At 69.1% G+C, this 22,870-nt stretch carries 25 protein-coding genes and 1 tRNA gene; 16 read left to right on the top strand and 10 right to left on the bottom strand.

From position 1 onward, the window contains the following. Nucleotides 1-49: 49 nt before the first annotated feature. Nucleotides 50-748: a winged helix-turn-helix domain-containing protein gene (locus tag ABD188_RS16780; RefSeq protein ID WP_344064932.1), complete on the bottom strand. Its 699-nt coding sequence runs from the start codon at nt 746-748 to the stop codon at nt 50-52. Nucleotides 749-896: 148 nt separating this feature from the next. On the opposite strand from ABD188_RS16780, the gene ABD188_RS16775 reads away from it, so the two are divergent. The 4 genes from ABD188_RS16775 to ABD188_RS16760 all read left to right on the top strand — a co-directional run bounded on the left by ABD188_RS16775 (nt 897) and on the right by ABD188_RS16760 (nt 4,221). Then, nucleotides 897-1,187, top strand: coding sequence for a hypothetical protein (locus tag ABD188_RS16775; RefSeq protein ID WP_344064929.1), 291 nt, complete (start codon nt 897-899; stop codon nt 1,185-1,187). A gap of 169 nt (nt 1,188-1,356) precedes the next feature. Then, nucleotides 1,357-1,968 (top strand): nitrobindin family protein, encoded by a 612-nt coding sequence (locus tag ABD188_RS16770; RefSeq protein ID WP_344064927.1) that lies wholly within the window; start codon nt 1,357-1,359, stop codon nt 1,966-1,968. Next, nucleotides 1,965-3,089 carry a CAF17-like 4Fe-4S cluster assembly/insertion protein YgfZ gene (gene ygfZ, locus ABD188_RS16765; RefSeq protein ID WP_344064925.1) on the top strand — a complete coding sequence of 375 codons (1,125 nt, stop codon included), beginning with the start codon at nt 1,965-1,967 and terminating at the stop codon, nt 3,087-3,089. Before ABD188_RS16770 ends, ygfZ begins: the two co-directional genes overlap by 4 nt. A gap of 7 nt (nt 3,090-3,096) precedes the next feature. Beyond that, the gene (locus ABD188_RS16760) at nt 3,097-4,221 is read left to right on the top strand and encodes an FUSC family protein (protein ID WP_344064921.1); all 1,125 of its coding nucleotides are present in this window, start codon (nt 3,097-3,099) and stop codon (nt 4,219-4,221) included. 43 nt (nt 4,222-4,264) lie between these two features. Here ABD188_RS16760 and ABD188_RS16755 read toward each other — a convergent pair whose 3' ends face one another. Continuing rightward, nucleotides 4,265-5,095, bottom strand: coding sequence for a class I SAM-dependent methyltransferase (locus ABD188_RS16755; RefSeq protein WP_344064918.1), 831 nt, complete (start codon nt 5,093-5,095; stop codon nt 4,265-4,267). A 53-nt stretch (nt 5,096-5,148) separates the two neighbouring features. Here ABD188_RS16755 and ABD188_RS16750 point away from each other — a divergent pair, with 53 nt between their 5' ends. Next, nucleotides 5,149-5,898, top strand: a complete 750-nt coding sequence (locus ABD188_RS16750) for a phosphoglyceromutase (protein ID WP_344064915.1) — start codon at nt 5,149-5,151, stop codon at nt 5,896-5,898. An 87-nt stretch (nt 5,899-5,985) separates the two neighbouring features. On the opposite strand, the gene phoU is transcribed toward ABD188_RS16750, so the two are convergent. Further along, a complete protein-coding gene (gene phoU / locus ABD188_RS16745) occupies nt 5,986-6,663 on the bottom strand; it encodes a phosphate signaling complex protein PhoU (protein ID WP_344064913.1) in 678 nt (225 codons plus the stop codon). Nucleotides 6,664-6,829: 166 nt separating this feature from the next. Between phoU and ABD188_RS16740 the strand changes: the two genes are divergently transcribed. Both ABD188_RS16740 and ABD188_RS16735 read left to right on the top strand, forming a co-directional pair. Continuing rightward, entirely contained in the window at nt 6,830-8,056 is a 1,227-nt protein-coding gene (locus ABD188_RS16740; RefSeq protein ID WP_344064910.1) for a sensor histidine kinase, read from the top strand. After that, entirely contained in the window at nt 8,053-8,736 is a 684-nt protein-coding gene (locus ABD188_RS16735) for a response regulator (protein WP_344064907.1), read from the top strand. The genes ABD188_RS16740 and ABD188_RS16735 overlap by 4 nt, the downstream gene beginning before the upstream one ends. 24 nt (nt 8,737-8,760) lie before the next feature. Here the strand turns inward: ABD188_RS16735 and ABD188_RS16730 are convergent, their stop codons facing one another. Next, nucleotides 8,761-9,324: a DNA modification methylase gene (locus ABD188_RS16730; RefSeq protein WP_344064904.1), complete on the bottom strand. Its 564-nt coding sequence runs from the start codon at nt 9,322-9,324 to the stop codon at nt 8,761-8,763. Between the two features lie 116 nt (nt 9,325-9,440). On the opposite strand from ABD188_RS16730, the gene ABD188_RS16725 reads away from it, so the two are divergent. Further along, nucleotides 9,441-9,923: a CarD family transcriptional regulator gene (locus ABD188_RS16725; RefSeq protein ID WP_344064901.1), complete on the top strand. Its 483-nt coding sequence runs from the start codon at nt 9,441-9,443 to the stop codon at nt 9,921-9,923. Nucleotides 9,924-9,949: 26 nt separating this feature from the next. Continuing rightward, nucleotides 9,950-11,155 carry a 2-C-methyl-D-erythritol 4-phosphate cytidylyltransferase gene (gene ispD / locus ABD188_RS16720; protein WP_344064898.1) on the top strand — a complete coding sequence of 402 codons (1,206 nt, stop codon included), beginning with the start codon at nt 9,950-9,952 and terminating at the stop codon, nt 11,153-11,155. An 11-nt stretch (nt 11,156-11,166) separates the two neighbouring features. Here the strand turns inward: ispD and ABD188_RS16715 are convergent, their stop codons facing one another. Together ABD188_RS16715 and ABD188_RS16710 are read right to left on the bottom strand one after the other, a co-directional pair. Beyond that, nucleotides 11,167-11,634 (bottom strand): GNAT family N-acetyltransferase, encoded by a 468-nt coding sequence (locus ABD188_RS16715; RefSeq protein WP_344064895.1) that lies wholly within the window; start codon nt 11,632-11,634, stop codon nt 11,167-11,169. 39 nt (nt 11,635-11,673) lie between these two features. After that, nucleotides 11,674-12,606 carry a DMT family transporter gene (locus ABD188_RS16710; RefSeq protein WP_344064892.1) on the bottom strand — a complete coding sequence of 311 codons (933 nt, stop codon included), beginning with the start codon at nt 12,604-12,606 and terminating at the stop codon, nt 11,674-11,676. A 62-nt stretch (nt 12,607-12,668) separates the two neighbouring features. Here ABD188_RS16710 and cysS point away from each other — a divergent pair, with 62 nt between their 5' ends. The 3 genes from cysS (at nt 12,669) to ABD188_RS16695 (ending at nt 15,866) form a co-directional block, all read left to right on the top strand. Continuing rightward, nucleotides 12,669-14,117, top strand: a complete 1,449-nt coding sequence (gene cysS, locus ABD188_RS16705; RefSeq protein WP_344064890.1) for a cysteine--tRNA ligase — start codon at nt 12,669-12,671, stop codon at nt 14,115-14,117. Next, the gene (gene rlmB, locus ABD188_RS16700; protein ID WP_344064887.1) at nt 14,117-15,130 is read left to right on the top strand and encodes a 23S rRNA (guanosine(2251)-2'-O)-methyltransferase RlmB; all 1,014 of its coding nucleotides are present in this window, start codon (nt 14,117-14,119) and stop codon (nt 15,128-15,130) included. The genes cysS and rlmB overlap by 1 nt, the downstream gene beginning before the upstream one ends. A gap of 94 nt (nt 15,131-15,224) precedes the next feature. Beyond that, nucleotides 15,225-15,866, top strand: coding sequence for an NAD(P)-dependent oxidoreductase (locus ABD188_RS16695; protein WP_344064884.1), 642 nt, complete (start codon nt 15,225-15,227; stop codon nt 15,864-15,866). Between the two features lie 141 nt (nt 15,867-16,007). Here the strand turns inward: ABD188_RS16695 and ABD188_RS16690 are convergent, their stop codons facing one another. Together ABD188_RS16690 and ABD188_RS16685 are read right to left on the bottom strand one after the other, a co-directional pair. Next, on the bottom strand, nt 16,008-17,348 hold the full coding sequence (locus ABD188_RS16690) for a DUF4032 domain-containing protein (protein WP_344064881.1): 1,341 nt from the start codon (nt 17,346-17,348) through the stop codon (nt 16,008-16,010). Between the two features lie 76 nt (nt 17,349-17,424). Beyond that, on the bottom strand, nt 17,425-18,531 hold the full coding sequence (locus tag ABD188_RS16685; protein ID WP_344064878.1) for an ABC transporter ATP-binding protein: 1,107 nt from the start codon (nt 18,529-18,531) through the stop codon (nt 17,425-17,427). 222 nt (nt 18,532-18,753) lie between these two features. Here ABD188_RS16685 and ABD188_RS16680 point away from each other — a divergent pair, with 222 nt between their 5' ends. The 3 genes from ABD188_RS16680 (at nt 18,754) to ABD188_RS16670 (ending at nt 20,787) form a co-directional block, all read left to right on the top strand. Continuing rightward, complete coding sequence (locus tag ABD188_RS16680; RefSeq protein WP_344064875.1) at nt 18,754-19,695, top strand: DsbA family protein; 942 nt, start codon at nt 18,754-18,756, stop codon at nt 19,693-19,695. 58 nt (nt 19,696-19,753) lie between these two features. Next, nucleotides 19,754-19,826: transfer RNA gene (locus ABD188_RS16675), tRNA-Thr, on the top strand. Between the two features lie 4 nt (nt 19,827-19,830). Then, nucleotides 19,831-20,787 carry a DMT family transporter gene (locus tag ABD188_RS16670; RefSeq protein ID WP_344064872.1) on the top strand — a complete coding sequence of 319 codons (957 nt, stop codon included), beginning with the start codon at nt 19,831-19,833 and terminating at the stop codon, nt 20,785-20,787. Between the two features lie 11 nt (nt 20,788-20,798). Here the strand turns inward: ABD188_RS16670 and ABD188_RS16665 are convergent, their stop codons facing one another. Together ABD188_RS16665 and msrB are read right to left on the bottom strand one after the other, a co-directional pair. Beyond that, nucleotides 20,799-21,371, bottom strand: a complete 573-nt coding sequence (locus ABD188_RS16665; protein WP_344064869.1) for a nitroreductase family protein — start codon at nt 21,369-21,371, stop codon at nt 20,799-20,801. Further along, nucleotides 21,368-21,775 carry a peptide-methionine (R)-S-oxide reductase MsrB gene (msrB, locus tag ABD188_RS16660; protein ID WP_344064866.1) on the bottom strand — a complete coding sequence of 136 codons (408 nt, stop codon included), beginning with the start codon at nt 21,773-21,775 and terminating at the stop codon, nt 21,368-21,370. Before msrB ends, ABD188_RS16665 begins: the two co-directional genes overlap by 4 nt. Before the next feature lie 98 nt (nt 21,776-21,873). Between msrB and ABD188_RS16655 the strand changes: the two genes are divergently transcribed. After that, the gene (locus ABD188_RS16655) at nt 21,874-22,866 is read left to right on the top strand and encodes a DUF2332 domain-containing protein (RefSeq protein WP_344064863.1); all 993 of its coding nucleotides are present in this window, start codon (nt 21,874-21,876) and stop codon (nt 22,864-22,866) included. The last annotated feature ends 4 nt before the right edge of the window (nt 22,867-22,870 follow it).

Below are 22,870 nucleotides of genomic sequence, written 5' to 3'. Positions count from 1 at the left end.
GGGTGAGGTGTCGCGCGTGTGAACAACTGGACGCCCGTAGAACGGGGCGTCAGGAGCCGGTGCGCTCGCGCGGTGCCGGCAGCTGATCCTCTTCGTACACGTTGAACCGATAGCCGACGTTGCGCACGGTGCCGATGAGCTGCTCGAGGTCGCCGAGCTTCGCCCGCAGGCGCCGCACGTGGACGTCGACGGTGCGGGTGCCCCCGAAGTAGTCGTAGCCCCACACCTCGCTGAGCAGCTGCTCGCGGGTGAACACCCTCGACGGGTGCGTCGCGAAGAAGTGCAGCAGCTGGAACTCCTTGTAGGTGAGGTCGAGCGGCTTGCCGTGCACCTTCGCCGAGTACGACGACTCGTCGATCGAGATGCCGGATGTCTGAATCCGTGTCGAGACCTGCTCGGCCGTCTGCCTGCCGATGGCGAGGCGCACCCGCGCGTCGACCTCGGCGGGACCCGCGGTGACGAGGATGACATCGTCGACGCCCCAGTCGGTCGAGACGGCCGTCAGCCCGCCCTCGGTGACGACGAGAAGGAGAGGCGCGTCAAGCCCGGTCGTGTTGAGGATCTTGCAGAGCGACTTGGCGCCGACGAGGTCGACGCGCGCATCGACGAAGATGACATCGGCGCTCGGGGCGTTCACGAGCTGGGCCGGCTCTGCCGGGATCTGGCGCACGCGATGGCTCAGCAGCTCGAGCGAGGGCAGGACAGGGCCGGCCCCGTGTGTGGAGCTCAAGACCAGAAGCTGTGCCAATGCGTCACCCTCCCGGCGTTCCAGACGCCGTGAACCCCCAGTGTAGAGCGTGGGGCGGGGCACGCTCCCCTTGATCTGACCCGCCATATGTGCATTGGCGGACTGCGACGTCCGTGCGCGAAGCGCCATCGTGCGCGACAATGAGGTCGTGGCCGTTCCAGAACTCGCTCCGCGTCGCACCATCGGCGGCGTCATCGCGGTGTGGGTCGCCGCCGCCGTGATCGGGGTCGCGATCGGCATTTTCGTCGCAGCGGACGCCCGCGCCGCGTGGCTCGGAGTGGGGCTTGGCGTCTGCCTCATCCTGGCGTTCGCGGTCCAATTGCGGACCGGCCGCTCGCAGGGGTTCACGCAGCGGGTGGCGGCGAGCATCCTCGGCGCGCTGATCGTGATGGGCATCATCAGCCTCGGGTTCGGGCTGGCGACGATCGTTCCGGTCTAGCGCCTCCGCCCGTCGGCGGGGATGGTGCGGATAGACTCGACCTCATGGATCTCGTCGCGCTGGAACTCTTCTTCGTGGGCCTCCTGGCGCTCGCGTCGCTCGCGATCGTCTTCGTCTCCGCCGTGGTGCTGAAGAACCTGTACCGCGGCCAGCGCTGACAGGTCGAGACGTGTTCGATCTGCCGACCGATCTTCCCGCCGACCTTGCGCCGCTCTCGTGGCTCGTCGGCGTCTGGGAGGGCACCGGCGTCATCGACTACGCGGACCACGCGTTCACCGGCGAGTTCACGCATCGCGTGAGCTTCAGCCATGACGGCGGCGACTACCTGAACTACTCCGCGAGCGCGTGGCTCGGCCCGCCCGCGGATGCCGATGCCGACGCGCAGCCCACTCTGCTCGTCGCCGAAGTCGGCTACTGGCGGCTGGCTCGCCCCTCGACCGACGCCGATGCGGGGCCGGGCCTGCTGCCGCCTGCGACCCAGCGCACCCCCCGCACAGCCGACGACGTCGAGGCCCTGCGCAACGCCGACGGCGGTTTCGACATCGAAGTGCCGATCGTGCACGCCGACGGAGTGACGGAGCTCTATCTGGGGCAGATCAAGGGCCCCCGCATCGACATCGCGACGGATGCGGTCGTGCGCCCCGCGACCGCCAAGACCTACGCCGCGGCATCCCGGATGTACGGACTGGTCGACGGCCATCTGCTGTGGGCGTGGGACATGGCGGCGCTGGGGCGTGAGCTCGCGGCGCACGCGTCGGCGAGGCTGGCGCGCGTCGAATGACGGAGGATGCAGTGATCTCGAACGTGTTCGCAGGCCTGACGGGAGCCGTCGTCGACGACCGCGGCGTGCGTCATCTGGGTAATCCCCTGGGGGAGCAGCGTGCACTCGCGTCCGGCTCGGCGGTCGCACCGCTCGGCGACCGATCCGTGCTGGCGATCGAGGGCGAGGATCGTCTGTCGTGGCTCGATTCGCTCACATCGCAGGCTCTCGCGGACCTCGCGCCCGGAATGAGCACCGAGCTGCTCGTGCTCGATCCGCACGGACACGTGGAGCACGCGGCATCCGTCATCGACGACGGCGAGACCACGTGGCTCATCGTCGATCGCGACGATGCCGAGGGGCTGCTGTCGTGGCTCCGCAAGATGCGCTTCCGCCTGCGGGTCGATCCGCGCGACGCCGACGAGGAGTACGCCGTCGTCGGCGGCACGTCGGCTGCGATCCGGGATGTCGTCGCCGCGGCGCCCTCGGGCACGTCGCTCGTCTGGACCGATCCCTGGCCGGGCATCACGGCCGGCGGCTACGGATACGCACTCGTCGAGCCGCACCCCGGGGCACAGCGGGACTGGGCCGAGGCGATCATCACGCGGGACGACGAGCGGGCCATCGCCGCCGCCGCCGATGCGGGTGACGTTGCACTGGCCGGACTCGTCGCCGTCGACGCGCTGCGAGTGGCGGCATGGCGCCCGCGGTGGTCGGCCGAGGTCGACGAGCGCGTGCTGCCGCACGAACTCGACTGGCTGCGCACCGCCGTGCACCTCAGCAAGGGCTGCTATCGCGGGCAGGAGACGGTCGCGAAGGTGCACAACCTCGGCCACCCGCCGCGCCGCGTCGTGGCCTTGCAGCTCGATGGCAGCGACAGCGTGCTGCCGCCGCGCGGCGCTGCCGTCTTCGCCGGGGATGACGCCGTCGGTGAGATCACCTCCGCCGCGCTCCACTTCGAGGACGGACCCATCGCGCTTGCAGTGCTGCGCCGGTCGACACCGGTGGATGCGGAGCTCACCGTCGACACCGACGACGGCCGGATCACGGCCGCTCAGGAGGTCATCGTCCCACCTGAGGCCGGCGCGACGGCGAACGTGCCCCGCCTGACGAGGCTCTCGCGCCGCGCCGCTGCGAAGTGATCCTCGTGTGAGCGAGGGCCGCGAAGCGCAGCCGCCCACGTCGGCGCTCACGACGCCCATCTCGACGGGGTGGCGGGCGCGAATCGATCCACGGCGACGTCTCTCTCGCGTGCGCGAATCGGCGGTCCCGATCCTGCAGATCGTGGTCGCGGCGACGGGGGCGTTCGTCTTCGCGGAGTATGTGCTCGGTCATTCCGCCCCGCTTCTCGCGGCGACTGTGACGGTCTCGAGTCTCGGCCTGGCACGCGATGCGCGTCCGCGGCGTGTTCTCGAGACCGTGATCGGAATGCTCGTGGGCATCCTGGTCGCCGAGCTCCTCCTCATCGTCGCGGGTCCTGGTTGGTGGCAGCTCGCCCTGGCGCTCGCGATCACCCTCGTGGCGGCGAGATTCCTGTCGCCACAGCCCGGCTTCGCGATCGCAGCCGCGATCCAATCGCTGATCGTGATGGTGATCCCGGCCGGGGCACCGTGGGTGCGGCTCGTCGACGGGATGGTGGGCGGAGTAGCGGCGCTTCTGGTCACCGCCCTGATCCCGCGCAATCCTCGTGCCGCAGAGGTGCGGGACGGGGGCGCGCTGTTCCAGGCGATCGACAGTGTCTCCAGAACCCTCGCGCAGGCCCTTCGCCGCGGCGACCGGCTGCGCGCAGGGCGTGGACTCGAGAAGGCGCGCGCACTGCAGTCGCTCGTAGACCGCTGGCGCGAGTCGCTCGACTCAGGACTCGCGATCGCCCGGATCTCTCCGTTCCTGCGGCGCCAGCGGTTCGACCTCGACCGCCACGAGCGCATTCGACAGTCAATGGATCTGGCCACTCGCAACCTTCGGGTGGTCGCGCGGCGAGTCGTCTACCTGTGCGACGACGGCGTCGCACGCCCGGTCGCCGCCGAGGTCCTCCGCGAGATCCTCGCTGTGTGCGACGTCATTCGCGACTCGCTCGACGACATCTCGCTCGAGCCGGTCGCCCAGGCGTCGCTCAAGGCTGTGGCGGCCCGGCTCGATCCCGAAGTGCTGCTGCCCGGAGCAGGCTTCGGCGACCAGAACCTGATCGCGGCGCTGCGCCCGCTCGCCGTCGACCTGCTCGTCGCCTCCGGCATGCCGTCCGCCGAAGCGCGGGCCTGCGTGCCGCGCATCTGACCTCTTGGGCGGCTCGGGACGTTTCGTCTCGCCTTCGGCTCGGTCAACGACCGGGAGGAGCCACCGCATCCCATGGCACGGTGACCTCGCCGAGGCGCCATCGCGAGCGGCCGAGCAGCGGCCATCCCGCGTCCGACATGGCGCCCAGCGACGCCTGCCAGCGCTGCACCGGGCCGAAGGGCGATAACCCCGCAGCCCGATCCCATTCGGCGTCGAGGGCGCGGAAGAAGCCGTGCACCCGCTCACCGGGAACGTTGTGATGGATGAGCGCCTTCGGCAGGCGCTCGGCCGCGATCGACGGTTTCTCGAGTCCCACGAGCCGCAGCGACACACTGAGCGTGCGGGGCGCGGCATCCGGCCCGATCGCCACCCACGTGACGATCCGGCCGAGTTCGTCGCACGTGCCCTCCACGACCTGTCCGTCGGCGTCGACGCGCGACGCCATCCGCTGCCAGGCGGTGCCCACCTCGTGCTCGTCGTATTGCCGGAGGACATTCATCGCCCGGATGACGATGGGCCGCCTGCCTCGCGGGGTCGGGACTTCGAAGCCGCCGAGCGCGAACGAGACTCGCGCGTCCGGCGCGAACGCGGTGCGACCCTGCCGAACCTCTGCGAGCTGTGCGCGTGCGCGATCCACGCGTGCGGGGTCTATCTCGAGACCGAGCACCTCGACATCCGGCCGTGCGCGCGCGAGCCGCGCGTGCAGTTCGAGCGTGGTGACGCCGCTTGCGCCGTAGCCGAGGTCGACGACGAGCGGGTCCGCTGCCCGCCGGAGGGCCGGATGCCGCGCGATCCATCGGTCGACCCGCCGCAGCCGGTTCGTGCCCGTCGTGCCGCGGGTCACCTGTCCGACGGGGGAGCGACCGGAACCCATGAGCCCATGATGACAGGCGGGTGGCGCGCCGCACGGTGGCTATCATGGGGCTCATGACCGCGCCCCACACGCTGATCCTCCTCCGTCATGGCCAGAGCGAATGGAACGAGCTCAACCTCTTCACCGGATGGGTCGATGTTCGCCTCTCCGAGCAGGGCAAGGCCGAAGCCAAGCGCGGCGGCGAACTGCTCGCCGAAGCCGGCTTGCACCCCGACATCCTGTACACCTCGGTGCTGAGCCGCGCGATCCAGACCGCTGACATCGCCCTCGACTCCGCCGACCGGCTGTGGATTCCAGTGAAGCGCTCGTGGCGCCTGAACGAGCGCCATTACGGCGCGCTGCAGGGCAAAGACAAGGCGCAGACGCTCGCGGAGTTCGGCCAGGAGCAGTTCATGCTGTGGCGCCGTTCCTTCGACGTGCCGCCGCCCCTTCTGGACGACGACTCGGAGTGGAGCCAGGTCAACGACCCGCGGTACGTCGGGATCGACGGCGAGATCCCCCGCACCGAGTCGCTCAGCCTCGTGATCGACCGGCTGCTGCCGTACTGGGAGAGTGACATCGCTCCCGACCTGCTCTCGGGCAAGACCGTGCTGGTGACCGCACACGGCAATTCACTGCGCGGACTCGTCAAGCACCTCGAGGGCATCAGCGACGCCGATATCGCCGAGCTGAACATCCCGACCGGCATCCCGCTCGTCTACAAGCTGGATGACGAGCTCAACGCGCTCGGTCCCGGCGAGTATCTCGATCCGGATGCCGCGGCCGCCGGTGCTGCTGCGGTTGCTGCTCAAGGCGCCAAGTAAGTCGACTCGACGGGTCTCATCGATCTGGTGGGACGAAGATCGGATGCCCCCTTCCGGAGGCATCCGATCCCTTCGCGCCGGCTTGCTTCAGGCTGTCGTGATGGTCGCGATCGCGTCGGTGTCGGTCGTCCAGTCGCCGGTCGCGAGGTACTGGACCTTCTTCGCGACCGAGACGGCGTGATCGGCGAACCGCTCGTGGTACCGGCTGGCGAGCGTGGCGTCGACCGTAGCCGATGCCTCGCCCTGCCAGGTGTCGCTCAGGACCTTCTCGAAAACGCTGACGTGCAGATCGTCGATCGCGTCGTCGTTGTTGCGGATCTCGTCCGCGAGGGCGAGATCCTGGGTGCGCAGCAGCTCAGTGAGCTGGCGTGCCACATCGACGTCGAGTTCACCCATCTTGGTGAACGTCGACTTGAGTCCCTTGGGAATCGCCCGCTCGGGGAAGCGCATGCGCGTGAGCTGCGCGATGTGCTCGGCGATGTCACCCATCCGCTCGAGCGACGCACTGATGCGCAGCGCGCTCACCACGATCCGCAGATCGCGTGCGACCGGCTGCTGACGAGCAAGGATCTCGATCGCCAGCTCGTCGAGGGCGATGGCCTTCTCGTCGATGATCGCGTCGGCCTCGATGACCTCTTCGGCGAGCGCGATGTCGCTCGAGCTGAACGCGCGCGTCGCCTTGTCGATGGCGATCGTGACGAGGTCGGCGATCTCGACGAGACGGACTTGCACGTCCTCGAGCGACTGATGGAACACTTCGCGCATTGCAGCACCTTTCCTGATCCAGGGACAGGCATGACCCTCGCGACCCAGGCGATTGTCGCCACCGAAGGTTAACGGACAGTGCCCCCGCGGTGAATAGTAGTGCGCACACATGCCGGAGGCTCCGAGTGGTCAGGTTCGCCGCCGTGAGCCCGTCTACGCTGGTGCCATGGACAGGACGCAGCTCGCGTTGCTTGCCCTCCTCGCCGGAGTCATCATCGGGGGGTCGTTGTCGGCCGTCATCGTCGCCTCGTTGCGGGCACGCGACAAGGTGCGTGCGCATACGTCGCTCGACATCCCTGAGGGCGTCCGCGAAGTGCTTCACGGAATGGATGACGCAGCCGTCGTCATCGATGCATCGTTCACGGTGCTCGCGGCATCCTCCGCGGCGCTTCCCTTCAGCCTCACCGAGGGTTCGGCGCTCCCGACAGGCGATCTTCGCGAAGTCGCGAGGACCGTCCGCACATCCGACGCGCCGGCGACCTCGACCCTGCGACTGCAGCGAGGGGCGCCCCCGGCGGAGCCGCGCCTCGTGGTGGTGCGCGCATCGCGCATCTCACCACGACTCACCCTTCTCGTGATCCGCGACATCACCGAGCGCGAGCGCGTGCAGCAGATGCGGCGGGACTTCGTCGCGAACACGAGCCACGAACTGAAGACGCCCGTCGGCGCGGTGAGCCTCCTCGCCGAGGCGATCGAATCCGCCGCCGACGATCCGCCCCAGGTCCGCATCTTCGCCGCCCGGCTGACCGCCGAGGCATCCCGTCTCGCGCTGCTGACTTCGCGCATCATGAACCTCTCGCGGCTGCAGTCCGCCGACGAGCTCACCGAAGAGCGGGTGGTCTCCGTCGACGAGATCGTCGCTTCGGCGGTCGAGGCCCACGCCATCCTGGCCGACTCGGCGGGCGTCGAGGTGGTGCGGGGTGGGACGCGCGGCATGTACGTGCGCGGCGATGCGCAAGTCCTCGGCGAGGCCGTGGGAAATCTCGTTGCGAACGCCATCGCCTACTCGCCGAAGGGATCCAGCGTCGGGGTCGGCGTGAAAGTCGTGGACGGCGTCGTCGAGATCGCCGTCGCCGACCGTGGAATCGGCATCGCCGAGGGAGATCAGGACCGGGTGTTCGAGCGGTTCTATCGCGCCGACCAGGCGCGATCCCGTCGCACCGGCGGATCCGGACTCGGCCTGTCGATCGTGAAGCATGCGGTACAGCGCCATGGCGGGGAAGTCGTGCTGTGGTCGCGCCCCGGCCGCGGCTCGACCTTCACGATCCGCCTCCCGCAGAGCGACGCTCCGCCGGATCAGGTGCAGCCCAAACCCAAGCGCAAGCGCAACAAGCCGCGGCAATCCGCGGCCAAAGCGCCGCGAGCAGTATCCACGAACGGAGACACCGTATGACCCGCGTCCTGATCGTCGAGGACGAGCCGGATCTCGCCGACCCGCTCGCCTACCTCCTGCGCCGCGAGGCATATGAGGTGGAGATCGCAGAGGACGGGCCCGCAGCGCTCGCGGCGTTCCGCGAGCGCGGAGCCGACATCATCCTGCTCGACCTGATGCTGCCGGGGATGCCGGGCACCGAGGTATGCCGCCAGGTGCGGATGAATTCGGGCGTGCCGATCATCATGCTGACGGCGAAGGACTCCGAGGTCGATATCGTCGTGGGACTCGAACTCGGGGCCGACGACTACGTCACGAAGCCCTACTCGTCGCGCGAGCTGCTCGCGCGGATGCGCGCCGTGATGCGTCGTCAGTCGCAGGGTGAGTCCGATCTCGACGACCGCGTCCTCGAGAGCGGGCGCGTGCTGCTCGACATCGATCGCCACACCGTCGCCGTCGAGGGCTCGGAGATCAGCATGCCGCTCAAGGAATTCGAGCTTTTGGAAGTGCTCATGCGCAACGCCGGCCGCGTGCTCACGCGTGGCCAGCTCATCGACCGGGTGTGGGGGAGCGACTACTTCGGCGACACCAAGACGCTCGACGTGCACATCAAGCGGATCCGATCGCGCATCGAGGCCAACCCGAGCGAGCCGTCCATGCTGGTCACGGTTCGCGGGCTGGGGTATCGCTTCGAGGCGTGACCCCGGCCGCCGCCCCGCCGGTCGTCAGTCGCTGGTCTCGACCGGCGTGGGTACGAGGTCTGCCAGGTAGCTGAGCTCGCCGTCGAGGACGGGAACCGACTGCAGCACGCCTTCGGCATCGCCGGATTGGAAGTACCCCGGGATGTCGGCACCCGGCAGGGTATCGATCCCTTCGAGGAGCAGCGGCTCGGTGTCTGCGGTGCCCAGGCTCACGACGGTGTTCGCAGGTACGCGGATGGTCTTCTCGATCGAGGATGCGCCCTCACCGAACTCGAGGTGAAGCGTCTCGGACTGATCGGTCTGGTTCACGATCGCGGCCACGAAGTTGCCGTCCCGACCGTCCGAGGTCGCCACGATGAAGGCGTTCCGCACTTCGAGGGGACCGGAACCGTGGATGTTGACGCCTTCGGCGGCCGAATACGTGATCGTCGTGGACTGCGGCGAGATCATGCTGCAACCGGTGGTTCCCAGCGCGAGCGCGGCACCGACGGCGACGGTTGCGATGAGGCGCGTGGGCCTCGCGGTGAGTGCCGCGCCAGGGGTGCGGTGTATGAAGGTCACGGATCCTCCCAGGACGGACGACGGCATCCCGCTCAGTCTAGGGGACGCGCGCGCCTGAGCGAGGAGCGGCCCAAGGGTGGGGCGGAGAACTTTAGCGTATGTCCCCTGTGGTATCCTGGAGGTTGCCGAAAGGACATAACTCCATGCTTTTTGAGGTTGGCGAAACGGTCGTTTACCCCCATCACGGGGCCGCAACGATCGCGGAAGTGAAGACCCGAGTCATCAAAGGTGAAGAGAAGGTCTATCTCAAACTCCGCGTCACCCAGGGAGACCTGACGATCGAGGTTCCGGCCGACAACGTCGACCTGGTCGGTGTGCGCGATGTGATCGGAAAAGAGGGCCTCGAGCGCGTCTTCGAGGTGCTGCGAGCACCCTTCACCGAGGAGCCGACCAACTGGTCGCGCCGCTACAAGGCGAACCTCGAGAAGCTCGCTTCCGGAGATGTCATCAAGGTGAGCGAGGTCGTCCGCGACCTGTGGCGCCGCGATCAGGATCGCGGGCTCTCCGCTGGTGAGAAGCGCATGCTCGCGAAGGCGAAGCAGATCCTCATCTCCGAGCTCGCGCTCGCCGAGAAGACGGACGAAGAGCACGCCGGCGTCATCCTCGACGAGGTCCTGGCCAGCTGACTCGGCAAGCCCGGTAGCGTGTTGCCGTGAGCATCACGCCGGTCCCTCGTATCGCGGTCATCGTCGTAGCGGCGGGATCCGGTGAACGTCTCGGAGCCGGCGGGCCCAAGGCCTTCGTCGGCATAGACGAGCACACGATTCTGCGCCACGCGCTCACGCGGGTGTTCGCGGCGCCGGAGGCTCAGGTCGTCATCGTCGCGCCGCGGGGGCGCGAGGGCGATGCGCTGACTGAGGCCCTCGAAGCCGCAGGCGACCGCCGTGACCTCGTCTCGGTCGTCACCGGCGGAGACACGCGCCAGGCATCCGTGGCGAGCGGTCTCGCGGCACTGTGGGCCGATGTCGAGATCGTGCTCGTCCACGACGCAGCGAGGGCGCTCACACCGCCCGCGGTCTTCGAGCGGGTGATCGCCACGATCGACTCCGGCCGTGACGGTGCCCTGCCGGTGCTCCCCGTCGTCGACACGATCAAGCGCGTCACCGATACCGAGGTGCTGCACGCCGTCGACCGCGACGAGCTGGCGGCGGCGCAGACCCCGCAGGGCTTCCGTCGCGACATCCTGGATGCCGCCTACCGCGGCGCCGATCGCGAATTCACCGACGACGCGGCCCTGGTGGGCGCTGCCGGCCACGGCGTGTTCGTTGTGGCGGGTGATCCTCGCTCGTTCAAGATCACGACACCTGCTGACCTCGAAAGGGCACGGTCGCTCGTCGCGACCAGCCCGCTCGCTCCGGTGTCGATCGGTCTCGACGCGCGCCCCGCCAATCCTCGTGTGGGGCTCGGCACCGACGTCCACGGCTTCGGCGGCGAAGGGTCGCTGTGGCTGGCCGGCCTGGAGTGGCCGGGAGAGCCCGCGCTCTCGGGCCACTCGGATGGCGACGCCGTCGCCCACGCGATCGTCGACGCCCTGCTCGCCGCGGCCGGCCTCGGCGACATCGGAACCCATTTCGGCACCGATCATCCCGAGTACGCCGGCGCGCATGCCGACGTGTTCCTCGGCCGGACGCTCGGACTCCTGGGCGAGGCCGGATGGCGGGTCGGCAACGTGTCGGTGCAGGTTCAGGCGAATCGGCCGCGATTCTCGACGCGCCGCGGTGAGGCAGAGGCCGTGTTGTCGGCCGCGCTCGGCGGTGCATCCGTGTCGGTGTCGGCGACCACCACCGACGCGCTCGGCTTCACCGGCCGAGGCGAGGGCGTTGCGGCATTCGCCGTCGCGCTGGTCATTCCGGCGTGAGGTCGGACCTTTCAGAGCGTGCGCGTGAGGAACACCGAGAACGGATCGAGCGAGTAGTCCTCGAACGGGCCGCAGCGCACGAAGCCTTCGCTCTCGTAGAGCCGCAGAGCGGGAAGGAACTCCGGCGTCGAGCCGGTCTCGAGCCACAGGCTCGTCAGCCCGTTCTCGCGCGCATGGACGACGATGTGCCGCAGAATCGCGCGGCCCACGCCACGGCCGAGGAAGCGGTCGTCCACGCGCATGGACTTGAGCTCGCCGCGTTCTGCGTCCAGCCTCTTGAGTGCTCCGATCCCGGCGAGCTCGCCGTCGACCCACGCGGACCAGAATGTGATGGCCGGATGCCGCAGCCCATCGATGTCGAGCGCGTGGACGCTCTCGGGCGGCGACGTGTCGTGCATGCCGGCGAGGTGGGCGGTGATGAGTGCGAGCGTGGTCTCGCCGCTCAGGTCGTCGACGTGGATCTCTACGGGGCTGTTCATCGCGCTGTCAGTGTCGCACGACGGAGAGGGTGGCCGGGGTCACCCTTCGAGCGCGAACGGCTGCGGATCCCGTGGTGATCGGGACCCCCACGCGAGCAGCGCGAGACCCGCTGCGAGCACGATGAGGCCGAGGATCGCGAGGGCTGAGAGCCGCTCGTCGAGCACCGTGATGCCCAGGATGCTGGCCGTGAGCGGTTCGCCGAGGGTGAGGGTGGCGGCCGTGGCCGCGGTGAGACCGCTCAGGCCCCATGTGAAGAGCACGTAGGCGATGGCGATGGTGGCGATGCCGAGCCAGAGCGCCATGATGAGACCCGCTGGGGTCGCAAGCCACGCGACGTCGACGAAGGGCAGGATGATCGCCGACAGCACGGCAGCGCTGGCCCCCATCCCTCCGACGACCGTGAACGGGTCCCACCCGGCATCCAGGAGTCGTCGCTGAGCGTTCGCGATCACCGCGAACGATGCACCGGCGCCGATCGAGCTGAGGATGCCGATCGGATCGCTGCCCCCCGTGCCACCGGCCTCGCCGCCGAAGCCGAGCAGCACGACGCCGACCGTGGCGAGGGTGGTGGCGAGCATCCAGGTCGCCGAGGGCACGCGTCTGGTGAGCGCCCACTCGAGCAGACCGGCGAGAATCGGCGCCGACCCGAGTGCCACGACGGTGCCGACGGCGACGCCGTTGCGGGCGGTGCCGAGGAAGAAGAGCGGCTGGTAGATCACGATGCAGATGCCGGTCAGCACCATGAGCGAGAAGGGGCGGATGCCGAAGCCCGGCCGTGGTGCATCCGCGGCGCGGAGGCGGGCATGCCGCCAGGCCAGGAGGAAGGCGAAGATCGCGAGTCCGGTGCCGCCGATCACCATGCGCATCACCCCGATCGACAGCGGGGTGGTGCCCTCGGGGCCGAGAGCCTGGGCGGTGCCCGTCGTTCCGAACAGCATGGCGGCCGCGAGGACGGCGAGGACGTGGAGCACCCTACAGTTCTAGCGCCTCCGTCGCACAGGTTCGGCCGATGCCCCGCCGGTAGGCTGGTGCGGTGACAGTTCGGCTTTACGACACCAAGGCGCAGGCATTGCGCGACTTCGTGCCCCTCGATCCCGAGAACGTCACGATCTATGTCTGTGGACCCACCGTGCAGTCGGGCCCGCACATCGGGCATCTGCGCGGCGCTTTGAGCTTCGACATCCTGCGCCGCTGGCTCGAAACCCGCCACGGGCGCGTGACCTTCGTGCGCAATGTCACAGACATCGACGACAAGGTGCTCGTCAACGCGACGCAGGCAGAGCCCTGGTGGGCGCTCGCGTATCGGATGGAGCTGGAGTTCTCGCGCGCGTATGCGGCTATCGGCATCCGCCCGCCGACCTATGAGCCCCGCGCCACCGCGTCGATCCCGCAGATGCAGGAGCTCATCACGCGACTGATCGAGGCAGGGCATGCCTATCCTTCGACAGGCTCAGGGACCGGAATCGGTGACGTGTACTTCGACGTGCGCTCATGGTCGTCCTATGGCGATCTGACGCGGCAGTCGCTGGATGCGATGGAGCCCGCGGAGGATGCGGATCCGCGCGGTAAGCGCGACCCCCGCGACTTCGCGCTCTGGAAGGGCTCCAAGGCGGGCGAGCCCGCGTCGGCGACCTGGACATCGCCGTGGGGAGCGGGACGGCCGGGCTGGCACATCGAGTGCTCGGCCATGTCGCGCCGCTACCTGGGGCCCGAGTTCGATATCCACGGCGGCGGACTCGACCTGCGCTTTCCGCACCACGAGAACGAGCTCGCCCAGTCCACTGCGACCGGCGACCCGTTCGCCCGCTACTGGGTGCACAACGGTCTCGTCACGGTCGGCGATCAGAAGATGTCGAAGTCGCTCGGCAACTTCTGGCTGGCCGAGGACGTGCTTGCCCGACACGATCCGCTCGTCGTGCGCTACGCGCTCGCCGCGGCGCACTACCGCTCGAGCCTCGACATCACAGACTCGTCGTTCGAAGAGGCGGATGCGGCGCTGAACCGCATCCGTGGGTTCCTGCAGCGCGCGATCCGGGCACTCCAGGACGAAACCGGCGATCTGCACATCGACGGCTCGGTCCCGGCACGCTTCGCGGCCGCGATGGACGACGACCTCGGCGTGCCGCAGGCTCTCGCCGTGCTGCACGAGCGCGTGCGAGACGGCAACACCGCGCTCGAGACCGGCGAGCGCGAGGCGACACTGTCGGCGTTCACGGATGTCGCGATCATGACCGGCATCCTCGGAATCGACCCGCTCGACCCGCACTGGCGAACTGCGGAGTCCACGGCCGAGGCTTCCGCCCTCGACGCGCTGGTGCAGACAATGATCACGCAGCGGGCCGATGCGCGCGCCGCGAAGGACTGGGCGGCGGCCGACCGCATCCGCGACGCGATCGCGGCGGCCGGCATCGCCCTCGAAGACACCGCCGACGGCACGCACTGGGCTCTTGCCGATGCGCCCGTCAGCTCTAAGGAGAACTAATGGCAGGCAGCAAGCCTGGGCGCCCCGGCGCCGGCAAGCCGAAGAAGAAGGGTCCCCTGAAGGGGACCGGAGGCAAGAACAAGCGCTCGCTGGAGGGCCGCGGACCGACGCCGAAGGCCGAGGATCGCGCGTGGCACCCGGCGGGCAAGCGCAAGGCGGCCGCCGAGCGCTACGCGGCCGCCGGTGGTCGCGGCAACCCTTCGACGGGATCAGGAACCGGAAGGGGCGGTGTCAACCGCCAGACCCGTGCCAAGAAGGACGACGACACCGAAACGGTCACGGGCCGCAACTCCGTCCTCGAGGCGCTGCGCGCCAAGATCCCGGCGACCGCGTTCTACATCGCGCAGCGCGTCGAGATGGATGACCGCGTCAAGGAGATGCTGTCTATCGCCACGCACCGCGAGATCCCCGTCATGGAGGTCACCCGACCCGAGCTCGATCGCATGGCGGGCTTCGACGGCGTGCACCAGGGCGTCGCGCTGAAGGTGCCGCCCTACGAGTACGCGCACCCGCAGGACCTGCTCGAGAAGGTCATCGACCGCGGCGAGACGCCGCTGTTCGTCGCTCTCGACGGTGTCACCGATCCGCGCAACCTCGGCGCCATCATCCGCTCGACGGGCGCGTTCGGCGGACACGGCGTGATCCTGCCGCAACGACGGTCGGCGAGCGTGAACAGCGCGGCGTGGAAGACGAGCGCCGGAGCGGCAGCCCGCATCCCCGTCGCCATCGCCGCCAACCTGACCTCGATGCTCAAGGACTTCAAGAAGCAGGGCGTCTTCGTCCTCGGGCTCGACGGCGGCGGCGACGTGTCGCTGCCGGCGGTCGAGCTCGCCGACCGACCCGTCGTGATCGTGGTGGGGTCGGAGGGCAAGGGACTCTCACGCCTCGTGACCGAGACCTGCGACCAGGTCGTGTCGATCCCGATCTCGGCGACGACCGAGTCGCTCAACGCCGGGATCGCGGCATCCGTCGCCCTGTATCAGGTCGCCACCACCAGGGCTCATTCAGCCTGATTCACCAGTCCGCTCCCTGAGCCTGTCGAAGGGCGTGGGAATGAAGCCGCCGCCCGCGGCGCTTGGCTCTGAGACATCCGTCGAAAGGAAGACCATGGCTCGCATCGCCGTCATCGGAGGAACCGGCTATGCCGGACGCCACATCGTCGCCGAGGCGGTGGAGCGCGGTCACACGGTCGTCTCGGTCGCACGCTCGGTGCCTGCGGAGCGCGTCGAGGGCGCGACGTACATCGAGGGCACCCTCCTCGACGTGCCCGGCCTGATCGAGGAGCTCGAGGGAGTCGAGGTCATCGTTTCGGCTGTCGCCCCTCGCGGCGACATGCTGGGCAGCCTGCGCCCGAGCATCGCCGAGCTCTTCGCGGAGCTCCCGCGCGGCGTCCGGGTCGGCATCATCGGCGGCGCGGGCGGCAGCCTCGTCGCAGAGGACGGTGAGCGGGTCGTCGACCTGCCCTCTTTCACCGAGGAGTACAAGCCCGAGGCTCTCGAGGCGATCGGCATCCTCGAGGATCTCCGCGCCGGCGACAGCGGACATGACTGGTTCTACATCCATCCGGCCGGCGGCTTCGGTGCCTACAACCCGGGCGAGCGCACCGGCTCGTACCGAACCGGCGGAGACGTCATCGTGACCGACGAGAACGGCGATTCGTACATCTCCGGCGAGGACTTCGCGATCGCCGTGGTCGACGAGATCGAAGAGCCCAAGCACTCGCGCGAGCGCTTCACCGTCGGCTACTAGCTCCCGCCGCCGCTCAGCGGCGGCGGGTTCGCGGGATCGGGGGAGAGCTCGCCCCGCCCGGACGGGGTGCTCGCCGCGCAGTGGCTGAGCGGGTTCGTCGGGATGATCGGGAACCCGGTGCGGATGGAGGTCTGATCCGCCTCAGACCAGATCGCGCCAGTCGACCCCGTCGTCCTCGACGACGAACGGCAGATCGGCGGTGATCACCGGGAGTGACACGGTCTCTGTGACGGGAGCCATGAGCTGCGCCTCGTCGCGACGGTGCCGGAGCACATCGTCGATGTAGCTCGTCAGCACCTCAGCGAGTGGCACGGCCCGGCCGTGTGCCTGCGACATGTACCAGCGGTGCTCGAGCACCTGGTGGAAGACCTCGGCCGGCTCGAGCTTCGCGCGAAGGTCCCACGGGATCGCCTTCACGACGGGCTCGAACACCCGCGTGAGCCATTCGTGGGCGGCCATCTCCTCGTCGTCTCCGAGGCGTGAGACCCGCACCCGGAACTCGTCGAGGTCGTTGAGCAGTCGGCGAGCCTGATTCTCCTCGACGTCGAGACCCGTCAGGCGGATGAGCCGGCGCTGGTGGTGCCCGGCATCCACCACCTTCGGCTGGATCGAAACCCGGGTACCGTCCGTCGTCGTCTGGATCGACATCTCGCCGATATCGAATCCGAGGTCGTTGAGTCGCTGGACCCGCTCTGTGAGCCGCCACGCCTCGTCGGTGCGGAACGTCTCGCTGTCGGTGAGCGCCGTCCACAGCGAGTGATACGACGACACGATGCCGTCGGCGATCGCTATCGCGTCCACGCCTCCCTCGAGCCGCCCGCCGGCCTCGAGATCCATGATCTCGCCCGCGATGTTCGTCCTCGCGACATCGAGATCGTGCTCACGCTGACCTCGCGTGAGCCCGTTCTCGTGAAGCTCGCCGGTCTCGGCATCCACGAGGTACGCGGCGAACGCGCCCGCATCGCGCCGGAAGAGCGTGTTCGACAGCGACACGTCGCCCCAGAAGAACCCGACGTTGTGAAGGCGGACGAGGAGCACGGCGAGGGCATCGACGAGTCGTGTGGCGGTATCCGGGCGCAGCACCTGGGTGAAGAGCGCCCGGTAGGGGAGCGAGAACTTCAGGTGCGCCGTGACGAGCGCGGACGGCAGGATGTCGCCGTCGACATCCTCCCCACGCTGCGCGGAGCCTCCGGGCGCGTGGGCCCGCCGTCCCGCGATGACCGCCACGCGCTCGACGCACGGCGCATCCAGTCGCGCCAGGTTGCCGAGCATGTCGTACTCGCGGCGGGCCATCTCTTCCGTGGTCTCCTTGATGGCGACCACTCGGCCCGACAGATTCGCGAAGCGCACCAGGTGGCGAGACAGCCCTTTGGGGAGGAAGACGATGTGGCTCGACGGCCACTCGGCGAGCGTGGTGGACCAGGGAAGCGTCAGCAGTCCCGGATCGACCGAACTCGCCGTGATGCTGAGTGCGTCTGGCATCGCTCTCCCGGCAGGCGGTGGAAAGAGAACCGCGGCGCGGAAGGTCGATGACCCTCCGCGCCGCGGTTGCAGAACCTTACGTGCCGGAGATGACCGGAGCGTCGTTCAGGCGCTCGCCCGTCTCGAGGTCGAACGCGTGGACGTGACCGGCCGTCGCTGCCAGCGTGACCGTGTCACCCGCGTTCGGGTGACGGCGGCCGTCGACGCGCGCGACGATGTCGGTGCGCTTGCCGGCGATGTCGGTGTGGCCGTAAAGGTAGCCGTCTGCGCCGAGCTCCTCCACGAGGTCGACGACGACCGAGAGACCCTTGCCGTCGGCCGGGCCGACGACGATGTCTTCGGGGCGGACGCCGACCGTGACGCCGCTGCCGTTCGCACGGCCGACCGTGTCGCGGTCGAGCGGAACGACCTCGGAGCCGAACTGCACGCCACCTTCAGCGAGGTCGGCCGCGAACAGGTTCATCGCGGGCGAGCCGATGAAGCCGGCGACGAACACGTTGTTCGGACGCTCGTACAGGTCGCGGGGCGTGCCGACCTGCTGCAGGATGCCGTCCTTGAGCACCGCGATGCGGTCACCCATGGTGAGGGCCTCGGTCTGGTCGTGCGTGACGTAGACCGTGGTGACGCCGAGACGGCGCTGCAGCGACGCGATCTGCGTGCGGGTCTGAACGCGGAGCTTGGCGTCGAGGTTCGACAGCGGCTCGTCCATGAGGAACACCTGGGGCTGACGCACGATGGCGCGGCCCATCGCGACGCGCTGACGCTGGCCACCCGAGAGGGCCTTCGGCTTGCGGGTCAGGTACTCCTCCAGGTCGAGGAGCTTGGCGGCCTCGAGGACGCGAGCTGCACGCTCCTCCTTGCCGACGCCGGCGATCTTGAGCGCGAAGCCCATGTTCTCGGCGACCGTCATGTGCGGGTACAGCGCGTAGTTCTGGAACACCATCGCGATGTCGCGGTCCTTCGGCGGGACGTCGGTGACGTCGCGGTCGCCGATGAGGATGCGGCCCGAGTTGACCTCTTCGAGGCCGGCCAGCATTCGCAGCGAGGTGGACTTTCCGCAGCCCGAGGGGCCGACCAGAACCAGGAATTCGCCGTCGGCGACTTCGAGGTTCAGCTTGTCGACGGCGGCACGGGTGCCCCCGGGGTACAAGCGGGTTGCGTTGTCAAACGTGACTGACGCCATGTTCTCTTCTCCTTCACCGGCAGGTACGTGCCGGACGATCCGTAGTGAGGAATGAGCGGGTGGTTGCCCGCACGCCCAGCGTTGGGCGCCCCCCTAGTATGACACGGGTCGCGTGGAGGCTCCGTCTGGGCATTTCCCAGACTGGCTGACTAGCATCGTCAACGGCCGCCATCCCTGTGGCCCATTGCCGATTTCCGGCCCCCGTCCGTCCCGAGAGGTTCCATGTCGAGCGACGAGTCACCGAACCCCGCCGCTCCCCGCGAGCGCCGGGACGCAGTGCGCGAGAAGGCGCAGCAGGTCCACGTCAAGCAGTCGCGGGCGCGTGCGATGCGCACGGCCTCGATTTCGATCGCGGTCATCGCGATCGTGGCCGTGGCTGCGGTGGTGGTGACGTGGGCCGTCTCGTCCGCGGCATCCAAGCCGCTCATGCAACCTGCCAATGTGAGCGACGACGGGTTCATGGTGACGGACGTCAGTGGCGTCGGTCCGATGAGCGACACGAGTCAGACCGACGCGACCCCTACCGCCACGCCGACGGCCAAGGCGACGCCCGACCCGACCGCGACGCCGACCGACCAGTCGATGGTCGACATCCGCGTGTACGTCGACTACCTCTCGTCCGGTTCGAAGGACTTCCAGCTCGCGAACGTGCAGCAGCTGTCCGAGTGGGTCAATCAGGACGCCGCGACGCTGTCGTACTATCCGGTGGCCATGCTGACGGCGAAATCGAACGGCACGAAGTACTCGTTGCGGGCTGCAAGTGCTGCGGCGTGCGTGGCGACGTACTCGCCCGCCAAGTTCTTCGCGTTCAACAACGCACTCCTCACCCAGCAGCCCGATGTCGAGTCGGATGGTCTCACCGACGCCGAGCTCGCGACGCTCGCTGTCGCGGTCGGCTCAGACGCCCCCAAGCGGGTCAGCAAGTGCATCGAGGAGCAGTCGTTCTCGACGTGGGCCAAGGAAGCCACCGACCGGGCGCTCAGCGGTCTGCCCGACACCGATGACGTCGCGCTCACCGGCACCCCGATGGTGCTCGTCAACGGGACCCCCTACGTCGGAGCCCTCGACGACCCCAAGGAGTTCGCCCAGTTCGTCCTGACGATCGCGAGCGACGCGTACTACCAGGAGTCCGAAGAGACACCTTCGCCGACCGCGACCCCGTAGGCGGGCGGGTCCACAGCGACCACGTACCAGCGCCCGCCGCCGGTACACTGGACGCTCTGCCGACTTGGCGCAATTGGTAGCGCACCTAACTTGTAATTAGGGGGTTACGGGTTCAAGTCCCGTAGTCGGCTCGTGATGACGGGCGCCGACGGACGCGCGCACGTTCCGGCCTGGATCCTGCTGAGCGGTGCGGCCCTCGTCGGCATCCTGACGGCCCTGCAAGCCCGTGTGAACGGCCAGCTCGGCGCCCGCCTCGACGATGGGCTCGTCGCCGCGGCGATCTCGTTCGGCTCGGGACTCGTCATCCTCCTGGTGCTCTCGGCCGCGCTGCCCGCCGGTCGTCGCGGGGCGAAAGCCCTCACCGATGGCATCCGCGCCCGCACGATCCCATGGTGGATGATGGCGGGCGGGGCGGCGGGTGCGCTCACGGTCGCGACGCAGGGCCTGGCTGTCGGCGTGATCGGGGTCTCGCTCTTCACGGTCGGAGTCGTCGCCGGGCAGGCCGTGAACGGACTGTTCCTGGACCGCATCGGCTACGGACCCGCGGGAGTGGTGGCCGTCACTGTGCCCCGGGTGTTCGGCGGCCTGCTCGCGCTCGCCGCAGTCGGTCTGGCTCTCGTCGGAGGCGGGGTCAGCGGCATCCCGCTCTGGATGCTCGCGCTGCCCTTCGCGGCCGGTGTCGGCATCGCGTGGCAGCAGGCGACCAACGGCCGGCTGCGTCAGCGCGTCGGCACGCCGTTGACGGCGACCCTCGTGAACTTCATCGGAGGCACGATCATCCTCGTCGCCGCTGCGCTCGTCCGCGTGGCGATCGCCGGCGCGCCCGAGGCATTGCCGGCGGACCCGTGGATCTACACCGGTGGAGCGATCGGCGTCGCGTACATCATGCTGTCGGCCGCACTGGTCGGCTACACCGGAGTGCTGCTGCTCGGACTCGGCGTCGTCGTCGGACAGCTGGTGGCCTCCGTCATCATCGACGCGCTGTGGCCGGCCGCCGGCAGCCCGGGCCTCGTCCAGGAGATCGCGATGGTCGTCGTGGCGCTGTTGTCGGTCGCCGTCGCCGCCGAACCCTGGCGGCGGAGGCGGCGCTGAGGGGTCGGCGCCTACTCGGCGTGGTCGTCCGCCTTGGCAGCCTTGGCCTTCGGCATGCGCGCGATGTGGTGGCGCGCATCAACGGCCCGGCGCCTGCCCAGGCGAGAGCGGGGAGGCTTTCCCCCCACGTATAGCCAGCCCAGCAGCTCCTCGTTCTTGCCGAGTCCGTGCGCCTTCGCGATCGCCTTCGAGCGGGTGTAGTCACCCGTCCGCCAGAGGACTCCCCATCCCGCCTCGTCGAGCAGCAGGCTGAGGACGTGGGCGACGCCCGACGCGACGGCCTCCTGCTCCCAGCGCGGAACCTTGCTGCTCTTGCGATAGCTGGCCACGATCGCAATCAGCAGCGGGGCACGGAGCGGCTTCGACGACGAGCCGCGGTCGCCGTTCGCCTTGTTGATCGCCCGTCCGAGTCGTTCGCGGTCCGAGCCGCGCAGCTCGATCAGCCGCCACGGCCGCAGCGACGAGTGGTCGGCGACGCGGCCCGCGGCCGAGACGAGCGTCAGCAGCTCGGCATGCGAGGGAGCGGCATCCGTCACCCTCGACCACGAGCGACGGGCCCGGACCGCCTCGAGGGCACCCGTCATGCGTCGGAGCCGGGCGTGAAGTCCAATGAGAGGGAGTTCATGCAGTAGCGGTCGCCGGTGGGCGTGCCGAAGCCATCGGGAAAGACGTGCCCGAGATGTGAACCGCAGTTTGCGCATCGCACCTCGGTGCGCTGCATGCCGTGGCTGCTGTCATCGATGAGTTCGACCGCTTCCGGCCGGATCGACTCGTAGAAGCTCGGCCAGCCGCAGTGCGAGTCGAACTTCGTCCCGCTCTGGAACAGCTCGGCACCGCACGCGGCACACGTGTACAGCCCGGCTCGATGTTCGTCGAGCAGCTCGCCGGTCCAGGCTCGCTCGGTGCCCGCCTGACGGAGCACCGCGTACTGCTGGGGGGTGAGCTCGTCGCGCCACTGCGAGTCGCTCTTGTCAACGGCGTAGGTCATGAGTTCTCCTCGGATTTCAAGGGCAGTCGGTTCCATTCAACCGCAGGCGGGCGCCGCCCGTGCCACCGCGGCTGCACGTTCCCCGCGAGAATGAAGCCGTGCCGACCCCCGCCGATGCCGCCGTCGCGGCCCGTTACCTGCGATTCGCTCGGGATGAGGCACCTGGCCGCTCAGCGCTGTACGCCGACTGGGCAGCAGGAGTTGCCGCCGACGAGCCGACAGCGGCGGTGATCGCGCGCATTCCCGAGACGCATCGACAGCCGCCGCTCGTCTTCGCGGTGACGCGGCTGCTCGGCGCGCCGGAGGCCGCATACCCGACGTGGGCGGCGTGGCTCGCTGCGCACGCGGACGAAGTGGTCGCCGAAGCGTCTCGGCGGAGCCTGCAGACGAACGAACCGCAGCGGTGCGCGGCGCTTCTTCCCGCGCTCAGCGGCGTCGACGGCCCGCTCGCCCTCCTGGAACTCGGCGCGAGCGCAGGACTGTGCCTCTACCCCGACCGCTATTCGTACCGCTATGCGGGCGGGGTGGACCTTGATCCGGCCGGCGGCGTGTCGAGGGTGGTGCTCAGCTGCGCGGCATCGGGTGACCCGCCGCTCCGCCTGCCCGAGGTCGTCTGGCGAGCCGGGATCGATCTCGCCCCGCTCGACCCCGCGGACCCGGCCGATCGCCGTTTCCTCACCACACTGGTGTGGCCGGGTGAGACGGGAAGGGCAGCCCGCATCGAGGCCGCGCTCGACATCGCGGCGGCCGATCCGCCGCTGATGATCCGGGGAGACGCGTCCGACCCCGATGTGCTCCGGGCCGCGGCGCGCCGAGCGCCGGCAGGTGCGACGCTCGTCGTCACCACGCCGGGCGTCCTGCCGCACATCCCCCGCGCGGGTCGTGAGCGATTGATCACGGCGGTTCTCGACCTCGACGCCGTGTGGATCTCGATCGATCCGCCCGGACTGCATGACGCGTGGCATCCGCGGATCGATCCGGTGACGTGGCCGGGCTTCGTGCTCGGCCGCGACGGCGTTCCGCTCGCCGCCGTCGACCCGCTCGGCGCTTTCGTGGAGTGGCGTCACGGGGAGGCGGCGAGCCGGGGTTAGCGTG

The sequence above is a fragment of the Microbacterium pumilum genome, assembly GCF_039530225.1.
In the GTDB taxonomy this organism is placed as follows: Bacteria; Actinomycetota; Actinomycetes; order Actinomycetales; family Microbacteriaceae; genus Microbacterium; species Microbacterium pumilum.
Note: the sequence above shows the minus strand (reverse complement) of the source record. Positions and strands in the feature narration are given on the sequence as shown.